17 protein-coding genes and 1 tRNA gene are annotated in these 25,052 nt (G+C 57.2%); 7 read left to right on the top strand and 11 right to left on the bottom strand.

Annotated elements, in window-relative coordinates; genetic code table 11:
* The first annotated feature begins 32 nt into the window (after nt 1–32).
* On the top strand, nt 33–1,793 hold the full coding sequence (locus A9Q02_RS01525) for a M14 family metallopeptidase (protein WP_245860183.1): 1,761 nt from the start codon (nt 33–35) through the stop codon (nt 1,791–1,793).
* 53 nt (nt 1,794–1,846) lie between these two features.
* Nucleotides 1,847–2,464, top strand: a complete 618-nt coding sequence (locus tag A9Q02_RS01520; RefSeq protein WP_097650606.1) for an SH3 domain-containing protein — start codon at nt 1,847–1,849, stop codon at nt 2,462–2,464.
* A 171-nt stretch (nt 2,465–2,635) separates the two neighbouring features.
* Here A9Q02_RS01520 and A9Q02_RS01515 read toward each other — a convergent pair whose 3' ends face one another.
* Both A9Q02_RS01515 and A9Q02_RS01510 read right to left on the bottom strand, forming a co-directional pair.
* Complete coding sequence (locus tag A9Q02_RS01515; protein WP_097650605.1) at nt 2,636–5,179, bottom strand: WD40 repeat domain-containing serine/threonine-protein kinase; 2,544 nt, start codon at nt 5,177–5,179, stop codon at nt 2,636–2,638.
* Between the two features lie 52 nt (nt 5,180–5,231).
* Complete coding sequence (locus A9Q02_RS01510) at nt 5,232–7,154, bottom strand: VanW family protein (RefSeq protein WP_097650604.1); 1,923 nt, start codon at nt 7,152–7,154, stop codon at nt 5,232–5,234.
* Nucleotides 7,155–7,211: 57 nt separating this feature from the next.
* Between A9Q02_RS01510 and A9Q02_RS01505 the strand changes: the two genes are divergently transcribed.
* A tRNA-Lys gene (locus A9Q02_RS01505) sits at nt 7,212–7,286 on the top strand.
* An 85-nt stretch (nt 7,287–7,371) separates the two neighbouring features.
* Complete coding sequence (locus A9Q02_RS01500) at nt 7,372–8,085, top strand: metallophosphoesterase (RefSeq protein ID WP_097650603.1); 714 nt, start codon at nt 7,372–7,374, stop codon at nt 8,083–8,085.
* A 122-nt stretch (nt 8,086–8,207) separates the two neighbouring features.
* Here the strand turns inward: A9Q02_RS01500 and A9Q02_RS01495 are convergent, their stop codons facing one another.
* Nucleotides 8,208–9,203 (bottom strand): 5-oxoprolinase subunit C family protein, encoded by a 996-nt coding sequence (locus A9Q02_RS01495; protein ID WP_097650602.1) that lies wholly within the window; start codon nt 9,201–9,203, stop codon nt 8,208–8,210.
* The gene (pxpB, locus tag A9Q02_RS01490) at nt 9,196–9,888 is read right to left on the bottom strand and encodes a 5-oxoprolinase subunit PxpB (protein ID WP_245860182.1); all 693 of its coding nucleotides are present in this window, start codon (nt 9,886–9,888) and stop codon (nt 9,196–9,198) included. Before pxpB ends, A9Q02_RS01495 begins: the two co-directional genes overlap by 8 nt.
* A gap of 163 nt (nt 9,889–10,051) precedes the next feature.
* Here pxpB and gyrA point away from each other — a divergent pair, with 163 nt between their 5' ends.
* The gene (gene gyrA, locus A9Q02_RS01485; RefSeq protein WP_097650601.1) at nt 10,052–13,120 is read left to right on the top strand and encodes a DNA gyrase subunit A; all 3,069 of its coding nucleotides are present in this window, start codon (nt 10,052–10,054) and stop codon (nt 13,118–13,120) included.
* Between the two features lie 99 nt (nt 13,121–13,219).
* Here the strand turns inward: gyrA and A9Q02_RS01480 are convergent, their stop codons facing one another.
* From A9Q02_RS01480 to A9Q02_RS01470, 3 genes are all read right to left on the bottom strand, one after another.
* Nucleotides 13,220–14,557, bottom strand: coding sequence for a TRAP transporter large permease (locus A9Q02_RS01480; RefSeq protein WP_097650600.1), 1,338 nt, complete (start codon nt 14,555–14,557; stop codon nt 13,220–13,222).
* A 76-nt stretch (nt 14,558–14,633) separates the two neighbouring features.
* Nucleotides 14,634–15,224, bottom strand: a complete 591-nt coding sequence (locus tag A9Q02_RS01475; protein WP_097650610.1) for a TRAP transporter small permease subunit — start codon at nt 15,222–15,224, stop codon at nt 14,634–14,636.
* Nucleotides 15,225–15,527: 303 nt separating this feature from the next.
* Entirely contained in the window at nt 15,528–17,366 is a 1,839-nt protein-coding gene (locus A9Q02_RS01470; protein ID WP_097650599.1) for a phosphoenolpyruvate carboxykinase (GTP), read from the bottom strand.
* A 225-nt stretch (nt 17,367–17,591) separates the two neighbouring features.
* Between A9Q02_RS01470 and A9Q02_RS01465 the strand changes: the two genes are divergently transcribed.
* A complete protein-coding gene (locus A9Q02_RS01465) occupies nt 17,592–18,344 on the top strand; it encodes a LamB/YcsF family protein (protein ID WP_097650598.1) in 753 nt (250 codons plus the stop codon).
* 33 nt (nt 18,345–18,377) lie between these two features.
* Here the strand turns inward: A9Q02_RS01465 and A9Q02_RS01460 are convergent, their stop codons facing one another.
* A complete protein-coding gene (locus tag A9Q02_RS01460; protein WP_097650597.1) occupies nt 18,378–18,776 on the bottom strand; it encodes a hypothetical protein in 399 nt (132 codons plus the stop codon).
* Nucleotides 18,777–19,098: 322 nt separating this feature from the next.
* Entirely contained in the window at nt 19,099–22,389 is a 3,291-nt protein-coding gene (locus A9Q02_RS01455) for an AfsR/SARP family transcriptional regulator (RefSeq protein ID WP_097650596.1), read from the bottom strand.
* Nucleotides 22,390–22,484: 95 nt separating this feature from the next.
* Between A9Q02_RS01455 and A9Q02_RS01450 the strand changes: the two genes are divergently transcribed.
* Nucleotides 22,485–22,784 carry a hypothetical protein gene (locus A9Q02_RS01450; RefSeq protein WP_097650595.1) on the top strand — a complete coding sequence of 100 codons (300 nt, stop codon included), beginning with the start codon at nt 22,485–22,487 and terminating at the stop codon, nt 22,782–22,784.
* Nucleotides 22,785–22,857: 73 nt separating this feature from the next.
* Here A9Q02_RS01450 and A9Q02_RS01445 read toward each other — a convergent pair whose 3' ends face one another.
* Both A9Q02_RS01445 and A9Q02_RS01440 read right to left on the bottom strand, forming a co-directional pair.
* Nucleotides 22,858–23,601 carry a 3-oxoacyl-ACP reductase family protein gene (locus tag A9Q02_RS01445; RefSeq protein ID WP_097650594.1) on the bottom strand — a complete coding sequence of 248 codons (744 nt, stop codon included), beginning with the start codon at nt 23,599–23,601 and terminating at the stop codon, nt 22,858–22,860.
* A gap of 156 nt (nt 23,602–23,757) precedes the next feature.
* Nucleotides 23,758–24,945, bottom strand: a complete 1,188-nt coding sequence (locus A9Q02_RS01440; protein WP_097650593.1) for an acetyl-CoA C-acyltransferase family protein — start codon at nt 24,943–24,945, stop codon at nt 23,758–23,760.
* Nucleotides 24,946–25,052 lie beyond the last annotated feature (107 nt).

Raw genomic sequence — 25,052 nt, 5'->3', positions numbered from 1 at the left:
TTCCATCTTCATCCTACCGCAAAGGTGTTCACATGGTGTCGGTTGCCGCTGCTGGCTCTGACTTTGCATCAGCCCTGTTGTCAGTCTCACATCTTGCTGTTACCTGCTCGCTGTGCTACTATGCCTGCATGATTGAATTTACGAGCTATATGCGTCCTCATGAGGTTGAAGCTGCGCTCCATGCTTTTGCCGAGCGCTATCCGACGCTCTGTTCGCTCGCGAGCATTGGGACAAGCCACGAGGGGCGGGCTATCTGGTGTGCTACACTTACCAATCAGGCGACTGGCCCTGATCTCGCGAAGCCTGCCTTCTGGCTTGATGCGAATATCCATGCAACTGAAGTGACAGGTTGTATGGGGGCTTTGCATGTGATTCAGACGGTGCTTACACGGTATGGTACCGATGCGCGGGTCACGCGCCTGCTTGATGAACGGGTTTTGTATGTGGTGCCCTGTCTCAATCCTGATGGGATGGAGCAGGCGCTCACGTCGCCGCTCTATGTGCGTTCTGGTACCCGGCGTTATCCGTATGCTGATGAGCGCGATGGCCTCTATCCCGTCGATCTTGATGGCGACGGGCTGATTCTTGATATGCGGATCGAGGATCCCGATGGCAACTGGAAGATCAGTGAACGCGATCCCCGGTTGATGCGCCGTCGGGAACCTGATGAGTTCGGTGGTACCTATTATCGGGTCTATACCGAAGGCTTGATCCGTAACTACGATGGTTATGAGCTCAAACTGGCCCCCGCTGTGCAGGGCCTTGATTTCAACCGTAACTTCCCGTTCAATTGGCTCCCCGAAGGCCAGCAGCAAGGGGCCGGCCCCTTTCCTGCCTCTGAACCCGAGGTGCGGGCCGCCGTGGCGTTCCTCGCGGCGCACCTCAATGTCAGTTGCGCGATCTCGTACCATACCTTCTCGGGCGCTATTTTGCGCCCCTTTTCGGATCGCCCCGATGAGCAAATGTCGATTGATGATCTCTGGACGTATCAGGAGATCGGTGAGCGGGGCAAGGCGTTGACCGGGTATCCGCATCTGTCGGTCTATCACGGCTTTCGTTACCATCCCCGTAAAGTGATGACCGGGGCGTTTGATGATTGGGCCTATGACCAGTTGGGCATTTTTGCGTTTACGGTCGAACTCTGGGATATGATTGGCGAGGCGGGGATCAAAGAGCGTGATTTTATCGAGTGGTTCCGCTCGCATCCCGAAGAAGATGATCTCAAGCTGTTGCAGTGGAACGATGAACAGCTCGGTGGCCGTGGTTTTGTCGCCTGGCACCCGTTCGATCATCCCCAGTTGGGCAAGGTGGAGCTCGGCGGCTGGATCGAACGCCGTACCTTTGGCAATCCTCCCGAGCAGTTTCTCCTCAAGACGCTTGAACCAAATACGGAATTTGTGCTGGCCCATGCCCTGATGGGTCCGCGCCTTGAGGTGCGCCGCGTCGAAGCCGAACCGCTCGGCGATGCGCTCTACCGCGTGCGGGCGCTGGTGGTCAATAGTGGCTATTTGCCGACCTATGGCAGCAAGCGTGCACAAGATTTGCGCACCGTGCGGCCTGTTGAGGTGCGTCTGGCGTTGCCGCACGGGGCAAGCCTTGAGGCTGGTGAGGCTTTGATGGAGCTTGGCCAGCTCGAGGGCCGCGCCAGTAAGCGGAGTGTCTGGGGGAGCGATTATCCCACCGATAATCTCCGCAAGGTCGAGTGGGTCGTGCGTGCGCCTGAGGGTGGCGTTATGACGCTTACCGCTATCTCCCAACGCGCTGGTACCGTCGTGGTTGAACTTGCGTTATAAGTCCATCGAGAATACTGGAATCCGCCATTACCTAACAACAGGAGGATCGATTTATGATCAACTTTGGCAACAACAAGAAGAAGCAGGAAGAGGAAGAGAAGGCCCGGGCTGAGATCGAGGCGCAGAAGGAGCAGATGTCGAAGGCGATGCGCGAGATGAGCGACCAGGTCGCAGCCAAAGCGAAAGAGGTTGCTGAACTCGAAAAGAAGCTGGAGGCAGCCAGGAAGGATGCCGAGAAAGTTGACGTGGCCAACAAAGCGGTTGCCGATGCTCAGGCGAAGATGCGTCAGATGCAGGCCGACCTCAACAAGGCTCAGCAAGAGGCGAACAAAGCCAAAGCTGCTGCCACAGCAGCCGCAACCAGCACCGCGTCGGCTGCCTCACAGGCTGTTGCCGAGGGTAGTCGCGTTGTCCTTGGTGGCGCGCCAAAACCGGCTGTGCTTGCCGTTGGCGTCACCGCCTGGGTGCAAAAGGCTGGTGGCAAGAACCTGCGCCTCCGTGATAAACCCGGGCTCAATTCCAATGCGTTTGATGGCCTCGCCCCTGGAACCCAGATGACCTTGCTCGAAGGTCCGACGCAACTCGATGGCTACCCCTGGTGGCGTATTCGTGCCGCCGACGGTCGCGAAGGTTGGGTCGCCGGAAGCGAACTCGTTTTGCAACCTGAATAGCGTATAGGGCCGGTGGCCCACACGTATTAGCTTAAGCCTGCGGTTCACAAAAATCTTTCTTTCGCAAAAAAGCCAGCGTCGCTGGCTTTTTTTGCGAAAGAAGCCGGTTTTTTAGGGCGACAGCCCTAAAGTTCAACTGTCACCCGGCAGGTGTGAGCCTCGTCAAGCGGCTCACGCCTGCCAGAACAAAACCTTCCCGTCGCTCCCTCCCGACGCCAGCAGATCACCCTCAGGGCTAAAGGTGATGCGTAAGACGCCCCCACTATGCCCGCTGAGCGTCTGGCACAGGTGGCCGTCGTTTGTCCGCCATAGCTTGATGCTTCCATCGACGCCACCTGACGCGATCAACAAGCCATCAGGATGGATTGCCAGCGTACGGATCGCATTCTGGTGTGCCTGGATCGTCTGTTCCAATGTGCCACGCTCACCGTCCCAGAGACAAATCATTCCGTCATTGCCCCCCGACGCGAACATGCTCCCATCACGACTATACGTTACACAATTCACTTCGCTCCGATGCCCGCTCAGGCTCGCTTGCAGATGCCCTTCTTTCCCGTCATAGAGCCGGATCACCCCGTCGCTGCAACCAACAGCCAGCACTTGCACATCGGGACGGCACGTAAACGAAAGGGCACTCTTGACGGTCTGGATTAGTTTCACCTGCTTGCCATCGCGGAGGCGCCAGTAGCGGATGGTTCCATCATTGCCATTGCTGATCAGCGCCTGGCTATCGTAGCTAAAGTAGATATTCTCTTGATAACTGACGTGACTCGGTATCGTCAGCATCAGTTTGCGCTCGTGGGAACGCCAGATTTTGATCCCGGTATCGCTTGCCGTGATCGCGATCAAAAGGCCATCAGGACTATAGCTCGCATTCAAGGCATTGCCGGCCTGTTCGTCAAGGTGGCTCACCAGACTGCCGTCAGCAACCCGCCAGATCTGTACTATCCCATCTGCTCCACCCGAGACCAAGTTGTGATTATCAGGGCTGAAGGCAAGCGCCCAGACTCCACCGCGGTGGGCCTGGAGGGTGCGGAGTAGCCGTGCATTGCCGGCTGTCCAGTCGTTGCTTCGGCTCCCGGCGACACTGCGGAGAAAGGCCCGCCAGCGCGAGAGGCGGGCATGGAGTTCAATCTGAAAACCAGCCCCTGTCGCATCTCTCAGGATCAGCATGTCATGGAAGATGCCACTATCTTCAACCCGTCGCATATCGGCGGTAAGTTTCAGACGTTGGTGCGTGCCAGGTGGCAAACTGACGCTCTTTGTGCCTGCGATGATCCAGCGCGGGGTTTGAATTGTCAGTTGGAGATAACGTCGCCCCTTGTTACTCAGCTTGAGCCACACATCGCGACGTTCATCCAGGCTCAACGCTCCAAAGTCAATGCTCCGTTGATCCGTCACCAACTGGTGCCGAGCGGCCCCAAAGTTTTCGGTATCGAGACGTGCAAGCAAGCTATCAAGGCCGGCGTGCATATCATCACTATGCGAGGTAACGGCCCGGCGCATATCAGCTGCAAGCTTGTTCCGCCCCCACAATTGCTCAACCTGGTCAGGTAAGGTGCTGTAGAGCCAGGTCGCTGCATCTGTCCAGTGGGTTTCGGCCCATTGCCGCAGGGCTGTTTCGTCGGCAAGTTCACTGCCATCAGGTGCCTGCAAGTCGGTATGACTGATGGGCATCAAGAGTTCGCGCACGGTCGCGAGGAAACTCTCTGCATCAGGCCGTTGCTCGGGTTCCAGGGCAAGTCCACGTATCAAGAGCGCCTCAACTTCGAGGGGGAGTTCCGCATCAATGGTGCGGAGCGGAGGATAGGGCTGAACTTTGCCAAGCAGGAATTCGCTTAGGTTCTCACGCGTCAACTCTGGGTGAAAGCCTGTGAGCAGAATATAGAGCGTTGCCGAGAGCGCGTAAATATCTGAGCGTGGCTCGGCTTTGCCGTGCCATTGTTCAGGCGGCGTAAACCCGAGGGTGCCAGCCAACTGGGTGTCATCGGGCTTGATTTCGCCTTGTACCGGCGCAACGCGTGACAGGCCAAAATCAATGAGCCAGACCCGTCCAGCGCTGTCAATCAAGATATTTGCCAGCTTGATATCGCGATGGAGAACCGGCTCGGGTTCGCGTGCATGCATATAGACCAAGGCATCGGCGATATCACGCGCAATTGTCAGGCTCTCTTCGACGGTGAGCCGCCCGCCCTGTTCATGCACAATCAGCCCGAGGTCGCGGCCTTCGACATACTTCATCACCAGAAAGCGCTGCTCGGGCAGATACTCATAAATCTCGGGAATATTGGGATGGCCGGGGGTATTGAGGGTGACGAGCAAGCGGGCTTCGCGATGAAAATTGCGCAGGGCTTGCTCACGGGTGCGCACATCCCATTCAGGATTAGTGACTTGGCGTTTGGCGACACAGTAGCGTTGCAACTGGCGATCAAAGGCAAGGTAGGCATGGCCAAACCCACCCTGACCAATCGCGCGGGTGAGCATATAACGCCCGGCGGGATCAATGGTGATCCCGGGCGTCAGGGTTTCAGCCTCAAGCTCACTCACTTCTGTTTCAGGCTGAGCCTGCGTTGGTTCGTCGTCACTTGCTTCGCTCTTGCGTTGCAAACGAAGGGGACGAATGAAGAGCAGGGAACTGCCGCACGCATTGCAAAAGCGTGAGCCTGGTGGATTGAGATGGCCACACGCACGGCATTTGATCGGCTCGAGGCTCATGGCTTTCTTGTACCTCTGGGCTGTGGTCTCAAATCAAGGGTACACGACACGCTTAGCCAGTACCACGCAGAAAGATATTCGGCCAGGCGCGAAAACGGGTCACAAAGGTGTCACGGCCAATCTCGGCCCCGTTGCTGAGCAGGACGCGCTGGATGGTGATGTCACGCCCGTTGCGGGCCACATCACTCTGGCGCACCATCCCACGGGCCAGGGTGGGATCATCAATATAGACTGGTTGGGCCGGGGCGCGTACTTCGTTGCTGATCAACGGACCTTCCAGACGAACCTCGCGTGGCAGCGGGGTGCCATACAATTCAATGGTAAGCATCTGGTTGGCTTCGTCCATCCTGCTCTGCATCAACAGCCAGTTGCCGGTATCATTGACGAACTTTAGATCCGTGACGCCGGTATAAATGGCGGCATCCAGGCCTTGCCCATCACCGTTGGGTCCCAAACCAAAGCGATCGTACCAGCTAATATAAAAAGCGTGGGCGTGGCGTTCGGTAATCGGCAACCCGGCCCAGAACGCGCTGCGAAAGACCGTGGTCGAGACCTGGCAAACCCCGCCACCCCATTCAAGTTGTGTCCGGTTGCCAATGATCGCGTAGCCTTCGACAAAACCATTGGCTGCATCAACTTCACCAAGCTGGCGGTTAAAGGAAAACTCCTCGCCTGGTGCAATCAAGACCCCATCCATGCGTGCAGACCCAGCGCGGATATTGGTGATCCGGTAGGCCGCCGAGCCGACAAAACTGCTTTTGCCTTCGGCGACCAGCGTATTGATGCCAAGCTCGGTGATGCGGTCAGCCGTGATCTCGGGTTCAAGCTGATCGACAGGGAGCGCGAGCGTTCGCGTGGTGGGAGCGCTGCTCAAGAGCACGTTCGCAATCTCGTTGGCGGCATCTTCTTGCCGGAGGCGCCATCCCGGGCGGCCTTCTTCAATAATCCGTACTGTTCCAGCCTCAAAGCGCAACCGGGGTTCGGCTGTACCTGTATCAACAAGCTGGGCCAGACCCTCAACGGCGCGCGCAAGGCGTTGCGGATCGACGCGTACTTCGAGGCGGTCTTCAACCGGTTCGACCTGGAGCAATTCAGCCAGACGCTCGGGTGCCCAGATCCAACGCTGTTCGTTGAGTTGCAGTTCGAGCGGTGTTTGTAACACCTCGGCCACCCGTGCCTGCGCTTCAACCAGGGCTTCATCACCAACCTCTGGCGCAAGCAAGCGGGTACGGATCGTCACTTCCTGGGGGCGCAACTCGAGCAGGGCAAGCAGAATATCGTTGGCGGTGGCATCAACGAGCACCTGCACGCCGGGTGTACTTGGGGTGCCAACAATTTTGGCCGAGGCGATGCTGAGCGCCGCATCCTGGGGCGGGTACTCGATCCGTGGCGTCAGCGTGAGCAGGTAGCTCTGCAAGGCGCGCTGGTCGACACTCAATGCTGGTGCGAGTTCGAGCCCTTCACGCCAGAGGTGCCAGAGTTCGCGCGCTCGGGTGAGCGGGTCGCCCTGCCGTCCGGCAGCAAGCGCCTGGCGTGCGATCACCTCACTGTCGAACCGTACGCCGAGATCGGCCAGGGGCGGTTGCCAGCTTTCGTCGCGATAGACGAGCGCAATCGGGTGATGCAAAAATTCAGCGTAACGGTGCTCGATCATTGCCGCAATCTCGTTCCGGTTCTTGCCTGCCACCGACTCACCTTGAATCGCTACGCCTGGCAGCGCCTGGTCGCGCAAGACGAAATTGAGGCCGTAGAGTGCCAACAATGGGAGTACGAGAACCAGCCCTGTGATGGGCAAGAGGCACCCCCACCAGTTGCGCCGAACACGCCTCGGCCTCCGTCGGCGCGGCTCGCGTCGGCGCGGCTCGCGCGGTGTATGCGGATCCTCAGGCGGTTGTTGATCATGTTCGCCGATCCCTGTCGTGCCACGACGCCGTCGGATCGGGCCATATTCCTGATAGTAATCGTCAATCGGCATATTTTATTACTAGGTTGACAGTCTGAAGGGAGCTTTGTATAATTATAGGCGATCTTCGGGCCTCTAGCTCAATGGTAGAGCAGTTGACTCTTAATCAATTGGTTCAGGGTTCGAGTCCCTGGGGGCCCACCATGCTGAGCGCCGCGCCGAGCAATCGAGCGCGGCGTTTCTCTTCGGGGTATGGGCGCAACTCACCTTGCGTCTGCGAGCAATATATATGATCTGGACCATCTCTGACCTACACCTTTCTCATGCTCACCCCAAGCCGATGGATATCTTTGGTGCCCATTGGAGGGATCATGCGACCCGTATTGCGACGGCATGGCGTGCTCGGGTGGCGCCTGATGATTGGGTACTGATCGCTGGTGATATTTCGTGGGCGCTCAAGCTCGCTGATGCACTGGTGGATCTGCGGTGGATTGATGCGTTACCGGGGCGCAAGGTTTTGATCCGTGGCAATCATGACTATTGGTGCCAGCGCAAGGTCGGTTCGATGCGCCGCCACATGCCTCCCTCGCTGAATCTGATCGGGGCTGATGCCTTTGATCTTGGTTCAGCCGTTGCCTGTGGTACCCGCGGCTGGGTGACACCCGAAATGCCGGGTTATGATGCCTCGACCGATGAGCCCATCTATCGCCGTGAATTGGGTATGCTCGAGCGGGCGATTGCGCATGGTCAGCAATTGGCCGCCAACGAGCGCCCGCTTATCATCATGCTCCACTACCCTCCGTTTGTCAACCAGCAGCCTACTGAGTTTGCGCACCGGATTGCGGCTTCCGGGGCAAGTGCCTGCATCTATGGACATCTCCACCGTGTCCATGATCACCAGAATGCGATCAACCACACCATCAATGGGGTGGCTTATCAACTCACTTCAGCCGATTTCATTGGCTTTGGGCCGGTCGCGGTGCGTGGGCTCAACAGTGTGTGAATGACATTTTCTGCTGATTTGACGCAAAGGCGCGAAGGTTTGATGCATCTCTATGCGGAGCTTTGCGCCTTTGCGTCAAATCAGCGGTCTCAACCCCCTTTGCGCCTTTGCGTCAACACGAGTCACCCCCCCGCCAGGGCGAGTTGCGCGACGGTGTCGTCAGGCTCTAGGGGCGTTGCCTTCCATCTGGCGTAGTTGCGACGGGCTTCAATTGCTTCATCTTCCCCGATGGGTTTTAATTGCAGGCTGTCGCCTGGCAAGAGTTGCGCCGCCACGTCGAGATCAGGGGCGCAGACGACCCCGATGATTGGGTAGCCACCTGTTGGCTGGGCGTCAGCCATGAGCAACACCGGTTTTCCGTCAGGCGGAACCTGGATGACACCAGGCAAGACGCCGAGCGAGGGCAGGCTGCAGAGACGGGTTAGTTCCACGGTATGCCCGTCGAGCCGGTAGCCCATCCGATTTGCGTGGTCGCTCACCCGTAGCTCTGCTTGCGCGAGGGCCTCGCTGCTGGTTGCACCAAAACAATGCTGGTGTGGCCCTGCGGTGAAACGGAGGCTCGGCTTTGGCCCATAGGGTGGACGAGCCTCGGCAGGCCAAGCTTGCCCGGCTCTCCGCAGAGGGTCGTTCGGTTGTTCGCGGAGCATCACCAGGTCGCCTGCCCTCAAGACTCGCCCTGCAAGCCCTCCAAAACGCCCTGACAGGTGCGTTCCACGTGATCCCAGTACCACTGGAACCTCAACGCCTCCCGCGAGCGCCAGGTAGCTCCGTGCGCCCCAGCCGTGGCGTTTCCCGGCGAGCGAGATGTGATCACCCGGTCGTGCCAGGATCGTTGTCCAGAGTGGCAGCGGCGCATCGTTCCAATATGCTTCGATGGGTGCGCCGGTGAGGGCGAGCAAACTCGGCTGCAAGACCTCGAAGCATACTTCGCTCGCCAGGATCTCAAGGCCAGCCTCGTCGGGGGCATTGCCCACCAGGCGATTCGCCGCATAGAGGGCAAAGCGATCCATGGCTCCGCCTCGTGGCACGCCGTAGCGCAGTGCCCCCAGGCGTCCCTGATCTTGCACCGTCGTCAATAATCCCCCTGTAACCACCCGCAACCCTGGCCCTCTACTCATCGCTCCCCTCCGCGCCTTTGCGCCTTTGCGCCTCTGCGTTAAATCTTACTCCATCCCCCGGCAGCACCAGCGTCGGCGGATCACGCAACGGATCAAAAAGCTGGGCCTCGGTTCGCCCGATGAGATGCCACCCGCCAGGCAGCCGGGCCGGATAGATCCCGGTCATACCGGCGGCGATCGCAACCGAACCAGCCGGAACCGCCGTGCGTGGCGTGCTACGTCGGGGCAGATCAAGTGCCGCTGGCAACGGCCCCAGATACGGAAACCCCGGCGCAAAACCGATCATCATCACCCGATAGATCTGACTCGTATGCAATGCAATCACCTCGGCCTCGCTCAACCCGAGATATGCCGCCACCTCGGGCAGATCGGGGCCATCCTCGCCACCGTAGCGCACCTGGATGTCTACTACCCGCGCAGGTCGCGCTGGGGCGGGCTCAACTTCCCGCACCAACGCTGTCAACACCGCCTCAAGCCTGGTTCGCGTCAGGCACAGCGGATCAAACAACACCATCAACGACGCCCATGCTGGCAAGGCCACCTCAATGCCTGGCAGATCGAGGGCCGTCACCTGATCGGCGAGCGCAAGCATGAGACGATTCGTCAGCGTATCAACGGGTGTACATTCAAGCAACAACGCCCCTTCACCGAGCGGTTGCATTGACCATGTCAAAGAAATATTCATAGAAACAAATGTTTGATAATACTAGACAAAAGCCACCGGATCGAGTATAATGATAACCGATAAACAGCGCATCAGAAAGCCGTAATTCGAGGAAACGAGCCTATTGTATTGCTTAATCTGACGGGGGCGCAGAGCCCCCGTTTTCGAGTCGATGGAGTATGACATGGAGATTGGCATTGTCCGGCCCATCAGTATCACGAGCGAAGTGCGCACCGCCTACCTGAGCTACGCCATGAGCGTCATCGTCTCACGGGCCTTACCCGACGCCCGTGACGGTCTCAAGCCAGTGCAACGGCGCATCCTCTATGGCATGTGGGACATGGGCTATCGTAATAATCGGCCCTACAAAAAGAGTGCCGGCATCGTCGGCGACGTCCTCGGCAAAATGCACCCCCACGGCGACAGTGCCGTCTACGATGCGCTGGCGCGCATGGCCCAGCCGTGGAGTATGCGGTATCCGTTGGTAGATGGCCAGGGGAATTTTGGCTGCTTTACTGGGGATACCCGCATCAAGTTGCTCGATGGCACTGAGCGTACGTTTGCTGAACTAGCAGAGCTTTCGCCTGACGAGATCTTCTACGTCTATTCAGTCAACAGCACTGGGCAGATTGTTATTGGTGAAGGTCGCTACTCACGCATTACTCGTCGCGATGCAGAACTGGTTGAGCTCACCTTTGATGATGGCTCGACCGTGCGCTGTACGCCCGACCACCGCTTCATGCTCCGTGATGGTACCTGGAAGCAGGCCCACGAACTGACGATTGAAGACAGCCTGATGGCTGGGTACTTTGATACTGCCCCGGTTCGACATGGCTCGAATGACTACTTGCGCGTGCTTCAACCCAGTACTAGCAAATACGAGTTCGTTCACCACCTGGCTGATCGCTACAATGAGCAGCGTGGCTTTACTACCCGTAGCACGAAGCTGACGCGTTATTTCACCAGCTTTGAGGATTTGCTCCAGGTTGCTGCGACGCATAATCACCGTGTTGTATCCGTGCGCTGGCTTGATGAGCGGGTTGATGTTTACGACATTACGGTTGATGAGCATCACAATTTTATGCTCGCCAACGGTTGCGTTGTGCATAATAGTGTCGACGGCGATCCGCCAGCGGCGATGCGTTACACTGAGGCGCGGCTTACGGCGATTGCCGAAGAGTTGCTCTTTGATATTGAGAAGAATACCGTTGATTTTCGGGATAATTTCGATGGTTCGTACCGCGAGCCTTCGGTGTTGCCGGCCACACTTCCCAATCTCTTGCTCAATGGTGCCTCTGGGATTGCCGTCGGGATGGCAACGAATATTCCGCCCCACAATCTCAATGAAGTCTGTGATGCGCTGGTTCATTTGATCGATAACCCCGAGGCGACGGTCGAAGAGTTGATGAAGTTCCTGCCCGGCCCCGATTTTCCGACCGCAGCGAGCATTCTTGGTACCGAGGGCATCCTGGCGGCTTATTCGACGGGGCGTGGCCAGATTATTCTGCGGGCCAAGGCCCATATCGAAGAGGGCTCGCGGGGGGCGTTCAATATTATTGTCACTGAGTTGCCCTATCAGGTCAATAAAGCACGTCTGCAAGAGCGTATGGCGGAACTGGTCAAGGATCGCAAGATCGAAGGCATTCGTGATGTCCGCGATGAATCAGACCGCACCGGGATGCGTCTGGTCATTCTGCTGAAGCAGGACGCCCAGCCGAAAAAGGTGCTCAATGCGCTCTACAAGCATACGCAGATGCAGACGACCTTTGGCATCAATATGCTTGCCCTGGTCGATGCCGGGCGCCAACCACGGGTGCTCACGCTCAAGCGTATGTTGCAGGAGTATATCAACCATCGGCAGGAGGTGATCCGGCGCCGGACTGAGTTTGATTTGGCGAAGGCCCGTGCCCGCGCCCACATTCTTGAGGGGCTCAAGATTGCGCTCGATAATATTGATGCGGTGATCCGGACCATTCGTGAGTCGCGAACGACCGATAGCGCCCGCAACAACTTGATCCGCAACTTCTCGCTCAGCGAAATTCAGGCTAATGCCATCCTCGATATGCAACTCCGGCGTCTCGCTGCGCTTGAGCGTAAGAAGATCGAGGACGAGTATAACGAGGTGATCAAACTGATCGCCGAGCTTGAAGATATCCTCGCCAACCCCAAGCGGGTCTTGCATATGATCCAGACCGATCTGCGCGGGCTCAAAGAGAAGTACGGCGATGAGCGGCGTACGCGCATTGTGCCCGATGTCAGCGGCGAGGTGAGCGACGAAGATCTCATTCCTGATATTCGGGTGATGATTACGCTCACGAACCGTGGGTATATCAAGCGCCAGATCGCCGATGTGTATCGCACCCAGCGCCGTGGCGGGCGTGGGGTGAAAGGCATGAAGACCCGCGAGCAAGATATTGTCAGCCACCTGCTCACCTGTAGCTCGCTCGAGAATCTGCTCTTCTTCACCGACAAAGGCAAAGTCTATCAACTCAAGGCCCACGAGGTGCCCGACAGTTCACGGACAGCCAAAGGCTTGCCGCTGGTCAATTTGATCTCGCTTGAACCAGGCGAACAGGTGACTAGCATGCTAGCGGTGTCCAGTTTTGATGGCGAATATCTTGTGATGGCGACACAGCGAGGCAAGATCAAACGTACGCTCTTGCGCGAATATAGCCAGGTACGCTCGAATGGCCTGATTGCCATTGGCCTCGAAGATGGCGATGTGCTTGGGTGGGTGCATGTAAGTCACGGGAGCGAGGATATCCTGCTCACGACGGTACGGGGGCAGACGGCACGCTTCAAGCAGAGCGAAGTACGACCAATGGGCCGCCCGGCCACAGGGGTCAACGGGATCAGCCTTGACGCGAATGATCGGGTCATCAGCATGCAACTGGTGCAACCGGGCCAGGATCTGCTCGTAGTCACTGCGCGTGGCATGGGCAAACGCACCGCTCTGGCCGAATATCCCACCAAAGGGCGTGCCACGGGTGGGGTTATCACCATGAAACTTCGTCCTGGCGACGAAATTGCGGGGGCTGCGATTGTTACCGACAACTCCCTCTTGACCTTCATCACGGCGGCGGGCGTTGTTATGCGGACGAGTGCCGATGAGGTCGCCCAACTCGGGCGCAATACGCAGGGTGTCATTGTGCTCAATCTTGATCGCGATGACCGTCTGGCGGCCCTCTCGGTTGAAGAAGCAGAAGTGATCGACAATGACCACGAGTCGCCGATGCTGATCAGCCCCAATTAGCGCTTCACGGTACGGGCAGACACAAAAAGAGGCCAGCATTGCTGGCCTCTTCTGCTACCTCAAACCTTCGCGCTTCTGCGCTTTTGCGTCAAACCTGCTCTAACGGCTGAAGGAGACCGAGGGCAGATAGGTGACCAATGATGGGAAAAGAACGATCACAATCAGCACCATGATCTGAATCAGAATGAAGGGAATGACGCCGCGATAGATATCCGTTGTCTTGATCTCGGGCGGTGCAACGCCGCTCAAATAGAAGAGCGCAAAACCAAAGGGCGGCGTCAGGAACGACGTCTGGAGATTGGCGCCCATAATCACACCAAACCAGATCATATCAATGCCAAGCGCATTGGCAACAGGCACAAAGAGCGGAATCACGATGAAACAGATCTCAAAAAAGTCAATAAAGAAACCAAGCACAAAGACGAGCAGCATACTCGCTGCCATAAAGCCCCAGACCCCACCGGGTAGATTGGCGAGGATATCAAAGACAAACTTATCGCCGTCAAGCGCACGGAAGACCAGGGCGAAGGCTGTCGAACCAATCAGAATAAAGAGCACCATCGTCACATTGCGCAGCGTCGCATCGGCGACATTGCGAAACGTACTGAGGCTCAGACGACGATTGGCGAGGGCCAGCAGAGTTGCCCCGAGCGCACCGACGGCACCGGCTTCGGGAGCCGTTGCGATGCCAAAAAAGATCGAACCAAGCACCGCAAAGATCAGCAACAGCGGTGGCACCATCACGCGCATCACCTGCGAAGCGAGCGCCCAGCCCTTGACTGTACGGGCCGAGAGGGGCAGCGCAGGGGCTATCGCTGGCCTGAGTTGCGCAATCACCCAGCAATAAAAGCCGAGCGAAAACGCGAGCAGCAGACCAGGGATCAGCGAACCAATGAAGAGACGGCCTACCGAAACCCCAATCTGGTCACCAAGCACGACCAGCACCACTGAGGGAGGAATAATCTGACCGAGCGTCCCCGAGGCACAGATAACGCCACAGGCAAGCCCCTTATCATAGTTGTAGCGTAGCATAATGGGCAGTGAGATCAGGCCCATTGCCACCACGGTCGCCGCCACCACACCGGTCGTCGCCGCCAGCAGTGTCCCCACAAAAACGACCGCAACGGCCAGACCACCGCGCATTGGCCCGAAGAGCACCCCCATCGTTTCAAGCAAATCTTCGGCTAAGCCTGACTTTTCGAGCATCGAGCCGAGAAAGATAAAATAGGGGATCGCCAGCAGCGTAAAATTAGACATAATGTTAAAGATACGCGACGGCATCGCCCGGATCAAAATCGGATCAAAGACCCCCAACGATGTACCGATCAAACCGAAGATAATCGCGACCCCGCCCAACGAAAAGGCCACCGGGTAGCCAATGCCCAGAATCACCAGCGCACCCAGGAACATCAACGGTCCAAGCCACTCGTAATCCATACAATTCTCCGTTAGACAAGGTCTGAACCCACTCACTGATGCTTGCTCGCGTGAAGCCCCAAACCGCACACCTTCGCTATTTCCCCTTGTCTATCCGCAGTTGCTTTGTCATTGCCGAATGTTCTTTCCCTGTTCCTGTCGTATCGCTATAGCCCATCAAGAAAGCCGCGTTCTTAATTGCCTCGGAAATACCCTGAATAATCAGGAGAACAGGACTGACAAGAATAAATGTCTTGAGAGGATAACGGGGCAAGCCGGCCGATCCATCAGGCGAGCCTTCAAGGATCTGCCACGAGTTCTGGACATACGGCAACGTAAAATAGATGAGCAGCAGACAGAAGGGAATGAGAAAGAGAAAGGTTCCAAGGAGATCAACCCATGCCTTGCGTCGAGGTGAGTACATACCATAAAAGACATCAACGCGCACATGTTCGCCATGTTTTAGTGCATATGAAGCACCCATTAAAAAAATGATTGAAAAGACATACCATTGAGCCTCAATGTAGAGGTTTGAACCCAGTGTCTGTCCAATCGCCCGCCCGACATAGCGATTTAAGACATTCCACACACCAATCCCAACCACAACCGGCACCAACCAGAGCGTAATGTTTCCAACCAACTCGGTAAAGGCATCAATGCCTTTGGAGAGACGCAGCAATCCTCGCACGCGGCAACCTCCCTGCTGATCCAGGGGCACACGCTTTGCCTGGTTCAACAAAACAATACGGCGTTCCTGCATGGCCTTTGGTCGGCAATGCTCCCGCATTATGGCAGTCGACTCATATATGATCGAAACTTGTGAGGGGCTCACCGCCTATGTTACACGCAAGGGCATCTTCTGTCAAAGTTGTTGGTTCGTTTTGGCGGCTTTGTCGCCAAAACGAACCAACAACCGGGTTTTGGAACCCAACGTGATCGCAAAAGGGCTGACAAGGTCAGCCCTTTTATCGCAACTCAGCTAGATGTAGCTCTATTCGTGGGTTGGCCCCCAGTTGGTTGGTGTCCGCCAGAGGCTCGAGAGGATCAACTCACGCATATTGATCATCTCTTTCGGCAAGCGATCATAGAGCTTGATAAACAGTTCCTCGTGCAGCAGCACTTCTTGCTGCCAATCACTGAGGTTCATGTTCATCACCTTATCGAACTGATCGCGGCTGAAGTCGAGCCCGCGCCAGTCAAGATTTTCGTAGTTGGGAATCCAGCCAATTGGACTCTCAACACTGACCGCCTCGCCATGCGAGCGTTGCACAATCCACTTGAGCACACGCATATTTTCGCCGAAGCCCGGCCAGGCAAACTTGCCATTCTCGTCTTTGCGGAACCAGTTGACACTGAAGATACGGGGCGGATTGTAGATCTCACGCCCAAACTGGAGCCAGTGGTTAAAGTAGTCGCCCATATGGTACCCGGCAAAGGGCAGCATCGCGAACGGATCGCGACGCACGACACCCTGCTGTCCAAAGGCAGCGGCGGTTGTCTCTGAGCCCATCGTGGCGGCCAGATAGACGCCATAGTTCCAGTTGAAGGCCTGGTAGACCAGAGGAACCGTATTGCTGCGCCGCCCACCAAAGATGAAGGCCTGAATAGGCACACCTGCCGGGTCGTCCCAGGCTGGATCGAGTACCGGATTGTTGATCGCCGGGGCGGTAAACCGTGCATTGGGGTGGGCTACCGGCGTGGTGCTCTCGGGTGTCCAGTCGTTGCCCTTCCAGTCAATCGCATGGGCAGGCTTCTCTTTCGTCATGCCTTCCCACCAGACATCGCCATCATCAGTCAGGCCCACATTCGTAAAGATCGTATCCTTGGCACAACTCTGCATCGCACTCAGGTTAGTCTCGTTCGACGTGCCAGGGGCCACGCCAAAGTAGCCTGACTCGGGATTGATCGCATAGAGCCTGCCATCGGGGCCGGGTTTGATCCAGGCAATATCATCACCAACCGTCGTAACTTCCCAGCCCTCATCCTGAAAGATCTTGGGTGGAACCAGCATCGCAAAATTGGTTTTGCCACAGGCCGACGGGAAGGCTGCCGCCACATACGACTTGCGCCCACTCGGCTCTTTCACCCCCAGGATGAGCATATGCTCGGCGAGCCAACCCTCTTGACGGGCCATCACCGAGGCGATGCGCAGCGCCAGACACTTCTTGCCTAGCAACGCGTTGCCACCGTATCCCGAGCCATACGACCAGATCGCCCGCTCTTCGGGGTAGTGGACGATATACTTGGTCGTTGGATTGCAGGGCCAAGGCACATCCTTCTGACCGGGCTCAAGCGGTGCCCCAACGGTATGCGCACATGGCACATACTCGCCATCTTCGCCAAGCACATCATAGACGCTCTTGCCCATGCGGGTCATCAATTTCATATTGACCACCACATAGGCTGAGTCGCTGATTTCGATGCCAATCTGGGCAATTGGTGAACCAAGCGGTCCCATGCTAAAGGGAATCACATACAATGTGCGCCCACGCATACATCCATCAAACAGCCCCGCCATGATCTCCTTCATCTCCTTGGGTGCCATCCAGTTGTTCGTCGGACCGGCATCATTCTTGGAGATCGAGCAGATATACGTGCGATCCTCAACCCGCGCAACGTCACTAGGATCCGAACGGGCTAGGAAGCTATTCGGGCGTTTCTCGGGATTGAGACGGATAAAGGTACCAGCCTCGACCATCTCCTCACAGAGTTGGTCATACTCCTCTTGTGAACCATCACAAAAGCGAACCTTATCTGGCTTACACAGATCCACCATCTCACTAACCCACTGCTTCAGGCGTTCGTGCTTGATGTAATCAGGGAACTGCATCTGTTCCTCCCCTCTTTGCTATGTCGAAACGTACGCTGCGACACCATTGATTCGACAGGACGCTTCTGGACGGCTCAATCATACCACAAGCTATCGGCGTATGGTACGGTAAAATGTAACGGATCTTGCGAGTTGTCGCAAGTGCAACTGTTCAGGTGGCAACTAGCTTGGAGTTGGGGCGACAACCCTTACCGTAGCATCAGCATAGATAAAGGAACATACAAGATGCACATTGATCTCAATTGTGATTGTGGTGAGAGCTTTGGCGTATGGGTCATGGGTGATGATGCCGCCGTGCTGCCCCATGTGACGTCGGCGAATGTAGCCTGTGGAGCGCACGCTGGTGATCCGCTGGTGATGCGGCAAACGGTGCGTTTATGCAAGCGCTTCGGGGTCGCAATTGGGGCGCATCCAGGCTACCCTGATCGCGAGGGGTTTGGCCGACGGGTCTTGCCGATGAGTGCTGAAGAGCTCGAGGCAAGCTTGCTGGTTCAGATCGGGGCTTTGCAGGCCGTTGCTCGTGCTGAAGGGGTTTCTCTGCGCCATGTCAAGCCTCATGGCGCACTCTATAATCTTGCGGCCCAAACCCCTGTGGTAGCCGAGACGATTGCCCGTTCCGTCGCCGCCGTTGATCCAACCTTGATCCTGGTTGGCTTTGCTGGTTCGTTCCTGATCACCGCTGCGCAAGCCCTGGGTTTACCCGTTGCCCGTGAAGCCTTTCTTGACCGTGGATATGCGGCGGATGGCACGCTCTTGCCCCGCGATCAACCTGGTGCGCTAATCACCGATCCGGTAGCTAATCTCGCTCAAGCTCTTCAGATCGTCCAGCAAGGAACCGTGATGGCTGCCCACGGCCTTCCAATTCCCATCGAGGCCGACACCCTCTGTTTCCATGGCGACACCCCGGGGGCCGCTGATCGCGCTGTGTATCTGCGCGAAGGCCTGCGGGCTGCCGGGGTGCATGTGTGTGGCCTCTAGCGCCACCCAGGAAGGTGGCGCTTGTCTGGTGAGCTAATTTTGCAACCCTACGAGGACGGTACTCAGCACCAGCACGAGCAAGAGCGAGAGGGTCACGAGTGGCCCCCAACGCCCCAGTTTTGCCAGGGGGCCTTTATCACTAATTGACATGTGTCCTACACCAGCGGCAAGAATGCCCAGCATCGGGTGCAAAATAAACGGAAAACTGAAGAGGCGTTCTTGACTCGCCCCACTCGTATTCCAGAGCAAAAACGACCAGTAGATGATGCCAAGCCCAACTTGCAGATCGACGAGCACCGGGAACAAACGCGCAAAACGGGGTGACTCAATGCCTGGTTTATAGGTGACCGTCAGGAAGATCGCCATCAAAATAATGAGAAAAGGCAGGACACGCTCACCAAAGATGCTATGAACCCAAAAAACTGTTGCCATGCTTTCGCTTACTCCATAACAATGATGATTCTTCAGGGGACATGCCCCGTGCATATCTTATCATATCCCACCTTGAGCCACCATACTACCGAAGCTTCGCGCTAGGGAGATTGCATTATACGAAACCGGATAAAAATACGCCCTATGTGGCAGCATGTGCATGCAACCAGCGGCGCAAACGGCGGCCCCCGGGCCCGGTGTACGGGCACCCCTTGCGGGTGCCCTGGTGGGGTGCATGCACAGAAGATGCAATCGCCCTAAGCTTCGCGCCTTTGCGCCTTTGCGTCAAACAGGGGCCAACCTTAGGTGCAAAGCATTGCGGTTACACCGTCTCATTCCGTTTGAGCGCCTCATAGAGCGCCTCGGTCTCGGGCAGTGCCTCCATCCCCAATTCATCGCGGAGGGACTGGACACACCGATTATAGCTTCGCAAGGCCTGCGAGCGACTACCGGTACGGGCGTGGGCACGCATCAAGACCTGATAAGCCTCTTCATAACAGCGGTCACGGCGCAACACCTGCTCACAGAGTTGAATGGCCCGGGCCTGATCGCCTTCGTTGCTCAACCGGGTAGCATAACGCACCGCAATGGCCAGAAAGCGCGCCGTCAAACGCTCGCGTTCTTCGGTTGTCCAGGGATCATAGAGTGACTCGGCCAGGTAATCACCGCGATAGAGGCCAACCGCAATCTGGGCGCTGCGCCGGGCAAAATCGGCATCATCACTGGCAAAGGCGGCAGCGGCGCGCAACTCAAACTCATCGACATCAATCCAGACCCCATAGGATGGGGCAAAGCTATAGGCGAGCCCTTGGCGACGGACAAAGAAGGGCGCGACCCGCGGTGGACGCGCTGGTTCGAGGGCGGCATTGAGTGCATTGAGGGTTACCTTAAACTGGCGTTCAGCCGCTTCAAGATCGGCGTCAGGCCAGAGCCACGCACAGATCTGCTCACGTTGCACCCAGTGTCCGCGATAGGTCAAGAGCAATTGGAAGAGTTGCCGCGCCTTCTCACGTTGCCACTCGCGGGCCTGGATCTCTTGGGCACCCCGCCAGACGCGAAAGGTGCCAAGCATCTGCACGCGCAGCGTATAGCCGGGATGGTAATCTTCGACGGTATCATCAGCGGCAATCGTCGGAAAGCCCTGGCGCAACAGCAACCGGGCGAGTTCCGCGTGCCCATTCAGCGACCGGCCCCGCAACAAGAGCGGCACCAGTGAGGCCATATCACGCGGCCCAAAGAGGCTTGGCCCCATCAAAATCCCGACATAGCGACGCTCGGCGGCGGCGTGCAGCACTTCAGAAATAGCCTGATCGGCGACTTTCATATCACCGGCACGCCAGGCCGCAATGGCGCGCCAGAGGGTGGTCACCGCGAGGCCGTACGCATCACCACCACGCGCAAAGCGCTGGCGTGCCTGTTCGAGCCATTCGCCGGCACGGTGATCGCCACCGGCAACGGCGGCCCCACCGAGGGCTAACAGAATCAACGCTGCCGTCCACTCATCACCGGCGGCTGCGGCAATCTGCAAACCCTCGCGGGCATCGGCCTCGGCGTGAGGCAGGTCGCCGGCATGCCCATAGAGCAACGTCAAGCCCATGTAGCCTTCGGCGCGGGTACGGGTCACGCCGACTGACTGAATGAGGTTCATTGCCTCGGTATAGCGCTGGATCACCGGTTGCATATCATTTGGGCTCACCAGTTGATACGCGTGTCCGACGCGCAACAGCGCGATGGCTTCGGTCAGGCGTGACCCAACCTGTTGCGCCTCAACGAGGCCGCGTTGCGCCATGGCGAGCGCACGGGTGCCACTGCCAAGCATGCCATAGATCAAGGCCAGCAAGAGCAACGGCTCACGATGGGCTGAAAGTCTCGCCCCATCGGGTGAAATAGCTGCTTCTGCCCAGAGCTGAGCTTCGAGTTGCTGGCGTGCCTCGTCGAGGCGTCCGGCGCGCAACAACAAGCGCGGTGGCAAAAGATCGCGCGGTGGACCGTTTGTTTGGCGTTGTTTTACCTCATCATTGTTCCGCCGCGCATTGCCATGTTCCTGGCGGCGGGCGGCCTGTTCAAGGATTAGAGCCACATCGGCGCGTCCTCGATTGGCCCAATTTTCGGCTTGCATGCGGAGCAAATCAGCTCGTTCGGCCGTGCGTTCAGGTGGCAAGAGGCGAAAGGCTTGCTTGAGCAGGTCGGTTGCGTGGGCCGGTTGCACGGTGTCAAGATAGACCGCTGCCTGACCGTGGAGTGAGCGCACCTGGCCTTCGAGATCATCGACGGCGGCAAAGGCGTTGCTAGCGGCAGCATAGGCTTGCAGGGCCTCTTCATAATGCCCCAGACGGCGCAGTGCTGCCGCCTGAATCTCGCGCAACGCGGGCCTATCACCATGAGTCTGGATCAGACGCACAGCCCAGGTCAGCACCTGCTCGGCATGTCCGGTATCAAGCAGCGTAGTGGCCCCCTCGATCAATCGTATCGTTGCCGCATCATGATCGCCTGCGAGCAACAGATGGTGCATCACACCTTCCCTATCACCGCGCTCGTGATAATAGGTTGCGGCATGCTGGTGCAAGAGCGGCCAGGTCGTCAGTTCCTGCTCGGCGACCCGTGCCAGAAACGATCGAAACACGGGCTGGATCCGGGCAACCCCTTCGGTATCACGTTCAATAAAGAGTCGTTTTCGTTCCAGGTGCGCAAGTTGACGCCCAACCATCTGATTGTCCACCAGCAAGGTACAGAGATCAGGCTCAAGCTGGCGTAAGCCGGCCGTTTGTAACAGAAAGCGCTGTAGATCCGGTGCAAGCGGATCGAACACCTCACGCTTGAGATACGTGTCAAGGGGTGCCGATCCACGCAAGCCCAGCGCGACGGGCCAACTATCAGCCGCCAGACCAGCCTGTACACCCAACGGCCACCCGCGGCTCACCCGAACCAACTCGTCGAGATCAGAGGGGATCTTTGTCCCGAGCAAGACGGCGAGCGCTCGGGCTTCATCAGTGGTAAACGCCAGATCACGTTCATCAATACTCAAGAGTTCCCCGCGAATCCGCGCCGTTTCAACCGCCATGAGATGAGGTTCAACCCGCGTGACGAGGGTCAAATGCAAGCGGAGGGGTTGAATCGCCAAGAGGCGTTCAAAGATAGCCTGTAAGGTAGGGTTCTGATCGATGACATGATAATCATCAACCACAAGCAGCGTATCATCATCAAGCGCAGCCGCCAGTTCATTGACGAACGTATCAATCCCCGCACCCAGTGGATCATCCGTTGCACGCTGTAAGGCCGCCACGATGTGGCCTTCGTCGAGTGCAGCAACAGGCCGAAAAGCTGCGGCAAGATGGCGCAGCAAAAGGGCCGGATCATCAGAAGCTCGGGCACGACACCACGCCGCAGGCCATCCACCATAGGTTGCCAGCGCGGCCATTGCGGTCGTTTTCCCGCTTCCTGCAGGCGCAACCACCAGACAGATAGGATAATCAAGGGCTGCCGAGAGGGTTGTCTCTACCCGTTGGCGGCGTAAGAGGCGTGTTTGTTGCGCAGGTGAAGTTAGCCTCGTGAGCAAAAGCCCATCGTGGCTGGTTTCGTCACCGAACTGACCTGTAACTGTCGGTGATACCATCGTCTTGATTAGCAATCTAGATCGTATGAATACGCGATAGTCATATTAGAATTTGACGCAGCGCGTTATGAGTAGTATACACCGGAGGAACTCCCATGGCAAGTAATGAGGTAGAGCAGCTTCAAGAACGTATGCGCCAGCAATACACTGATACCACCGAAATAGTGATGCGTTCGATGCGGGCATGGAATGAATTGATGACAGCTAGCACTGATCTTGCCTTTGACGTGGTGCTCAAAAACTGGGACTACAGCCGCAGCATGCGTGGCTCAGCCGAACAGGCCATTGCCGATGCCATCAAACTCCAGCAGCGCATGAACAAAGAGATGCTCCAGGTTTGGGAAGGCTATTCGAGCGAGATCAAAGAGATTCTCGAACGAAGCGCCAAGCCCTAAGCGAGAGTGAGCAATGAGCTATCTGGCCCCATACCCCGCTCATTGCTCACTCTCTTGGCAGAGCAGCGCGGTTCTACATGTACGCGCCACCGTTGACATTGATCTGCGTCCCAGTGACATAGTCACCATCGGCAGCCAGGAAGATCACCGCCCGTGCGATCTCTTCAGGCGTACCAAACCGCCCCATCGGAATGCGGGTCTTGATCTGGTTTTGTACGTCTTCAGGTACCTTGGACAGCATATCGGTAAGCGTAAAGCCCGGTGCGATCGCGTTGACTGTGATATTGAACTTGGCTAGCTCAAGCGCTGCCGTCTTGGTAAAGGCAATAATACCGCCTTTACTAGCACCATAGTTGGCCTGGCCAAAGGCCGCCGTCTGTCCATTCATCGAGCTAATGTTAATAATCCGCCCGAACTTCTGCTCAATCATGGGCTGCATCGCTGCGGTTGTGCAGAAAAAGACCGCATTGAGGTTCGTCTGGATGACTTCGAGCCAGTCTTGATCCGTCATTTTGCGGATCGATTTATCGCGGGTGATGCCTGCATTATTGACCAGGACGTCAATGCGGCCCCATGTGTCGACGACCCGTTTGACCATCTCGCGAGCTGCTTCAGGGTGCGCCACGTCGGCCTGATCGAGCATACATTCGCCACCAAAAGAACGAATCTCTTCGGCGACTTCTTCAGCCCGGGCCTGACTATTCTGAAAATTAATAGCGACTTTTGCCCCCTCGCGAGCAAGTTCAATCGCGATCCCTCGGCCAATTCCCCGTGAAGCACCGGTTACCAGTGCCGTCCTGCCATCGAGACGCCCCATCAGCATACCTCCTTGATTATCGTTGTAGATTACACCTTACTCCGCGCCGCACCTGGTACTTCCATGCCTCACAGGTCTGCAAGACCTGTGAGGTCTCAAGCTGCTTGACAGCTACTTCGTGCGTCTCTCCCGTTCAACAGCGAGCCGGTTTTGGTGCTACATCCGCTCAAAGAGCGCTGCAATTCCCTGACCACCGCCGATACACATTGTCACCAGGGCATAGCGTGCCCCAATGCGATGCAGTTCATGCACTGCCTTGACCGTCAAAATAGCGCCGGTGGCCCCAATCGGGTGACCGAGCGAGATGCCGCTGCCATTCGGATTGGTCTTATCTTCGGGCAAGCCTAGATCATTGCAGACTGCGAGGGCCTGGGCCGCGAACGCCTCGTTGACTTCGAAAATGTCAATCTCGCCGAGACTCACTCCGGTGCGCTCGAGCAAGCGGTGGACGGCGGGCACTGGTCCTATGCCCATATATTTCGGCTCAACGCCAGCGTGCGCATAGCCGACCAACCGTGCCATTGGCTTGTACCCACGCCGTTCGGCAGTGGCCCGTTCCATCAATACGACCGCCGCCGCCGCATCATTGATGCTTGACGCATTGCCTGCGGTGACACTCCCATCTTTCTTGAAGACGGGACGCAGCTTGGCAAGCCTCTCGATGGCCGTGTCGGCCCGGGGATTCTCATCTGTATCGAAAATCTGGGTGCCACCCCGGCTCTTCAGTTCGACGGGCATGATCTGCGACTTGAAGCGGCCATCGGCAATGGCGGCGGCGGCACGCTGGTGGCTAATGACCGCCAGGGCATCCTGGGCTTCACGCGTAATGCCCCACTTTTCGGCTACATTCTCGGCGGTGATGCCCATGTGGACATCGTCAAATGGATCTGACAGTGCTCCAACCATCATATCTACGGCTTTACTGTCGCCCATCCGGGCACCCCAGCGCATCCCTGGCAAACTGTACGGGCTGCGGCTCATGACCTCGGCACCACCGCCAATAGCCGCATCAGCATCGCCTAGTTGGATTGCCTGGGCCATCGAAACAATCGCCTGCAACCCACTCCCACACAGCCGGTTAAGCGTCATCGCCGGTGTTTCAACCGGAACGCCACCCTTCACTGCCGCGTAGCGACCAAGATACATATCGTGTGGTTCGGTGTTGATGACATGGCCGAACGCAACGTGCTCGATCTCTTTGCCTTCGATCCCGGCCCTGGCAATTGCTTCACGCACCACTGCCGCTGCAAGCTCAGTTGGTGTCTGATCTTTCAGACTACCATTGTATCCGCCAATAGCTGTGCGAACTCCGCTGAGTACCACTACCTCTCGCTGGTTGCTCATCGCGACATGACCTCCTTGTCACCCTTGAGTTCTCAACTCTCACGGGCGTATGATCTTCGTTGGGGCCGTTAGGATAGGAGATATTATAACAGCAAAACAGCGCCTCT

The sequence above is a fragment of the Candidatus Chloroploca asiatica genome, assembly GCF_002532075.1.
Taxonomy (GTDB): domain Bacteria; phylum Chloroflexota; class Chloroflexia; order Chloroflexales; family Chloroflexaceae; genus Chloroploca; species Chloroploca asiatica.
The sequence above is the reverse complement of the archived record's forward strand: the minus strand, read 5'-3'. Positions and strand labels throughout refer to the sequence as shown.

Coding starts and splice junctions, on each gene's coding strand:
- A9Q02_RS01525 (WP_245860183.1), top strand. CDS start 33: ATGGTGTCGGTTGCCGCTGCTGGCTCTGACTTTGCATCAGCCCTGTTG.
- A9Q02_RS01520 (WP_097650606.1), top strand. CDS start 1,847: ATGATCAACTTTGGCAACAACAAGAAGAAGCAGGAAGAGGAAGAGAAG.
- A9Q02_RS01515 (WP_097650605.1), bottom strand. CDS start 5,179: ATGAGCCTCGAGCCGATCAAATGCCGTGCGTGTGGCCATCTCAATCCA.
- A9Q02_RS01510 (WP_097650604.1), bottom strand. CDS start 7,154: ATGCCGATTGACGATTACTATCAGGAATATGGCCCGATCCGACGGCGT.
- A9Q02_RS01500 (WP_097650603.1), top strand. CDS start 7,372: ATGATCTGGACCATCTCTGACCTACACCTTTCTCATGCTCACCCCAAG.
- A9Q02_RS01495 (WP_097650602.1), bottom strand. CDS start 9,203: ATGAGTAGAGGGCCAGGGTTGCGGGTGGTTACAGGGGGATTATTGACG.
- pxpB (WP_245860182.1), bottom strand. CDS start 9,888: ATGAATATTTCTTTGACATGGTCAATGCAACCGCTCGGTGAAGGGGCG.
- gyrA (WP_097650601.1), top strand. CDS start 10,052: ATGGAGATTGGCATTGTCCGGCCCATCAGTATCACGAGCGAAGTGCGC.
- A9Q02_RS01480 (WP_097650600.1), bottom strand. CDS start 14,557: ATGGATTACGAGTGGCTTGGACCGTTGATGTTCCTGGGTGCGCTGGTG.
- A9Q02_RS01470 (WP_097650599.1), bottom strand. CDS start 17,366: ATGCAGTTCCCTGATTACATCAAGCACGAACGCCTGAAGCAGTGGGTT.
- A9Q02_RS01465 (WP_097650598.1), top strand. CDS start 17,592: ATGCACATTGATCTCAATTGTGATTGTGGTGAGAGCTTTGGCGTATGG.
- A9Q02_RS01460 (WP_097650597.1), bottom strand. CDS start 18,776: ATGGCAACAGTTTTTTGGGTTCATAGCATCTTTGGTGAGCGTGTCCTG.
- A9Q02_RS01455 (WP_097650596.1), bottom strand. CDS start 22,389: ATGGTATCACCGACAGTTACAGGTCAGTTCGGTGACGAAACCAGCCAC.
- A9Q02_RS01450 (WP_097650595.1), top strand. CDS start 22,485: ATGGCAAGTAATGAGGTAGAGCAGCTTCAAGAACGTATGCGCCAGCAA.
- A9Q02_RS01445 (WP_097650594.1), bottom strand. CDS start 23,601: ATGGGGCGTCTCGATGGCAGGACGGCACTGGTAACCGGTGCTTCACGG.
- A9Q02_RS01440 (WP_097650593.1), bottom strand. CDS start 24,945: ATGAGCAACCAGCGAGAGGTAGTGGTACTCAGCGGAGTTCGCACAGCT.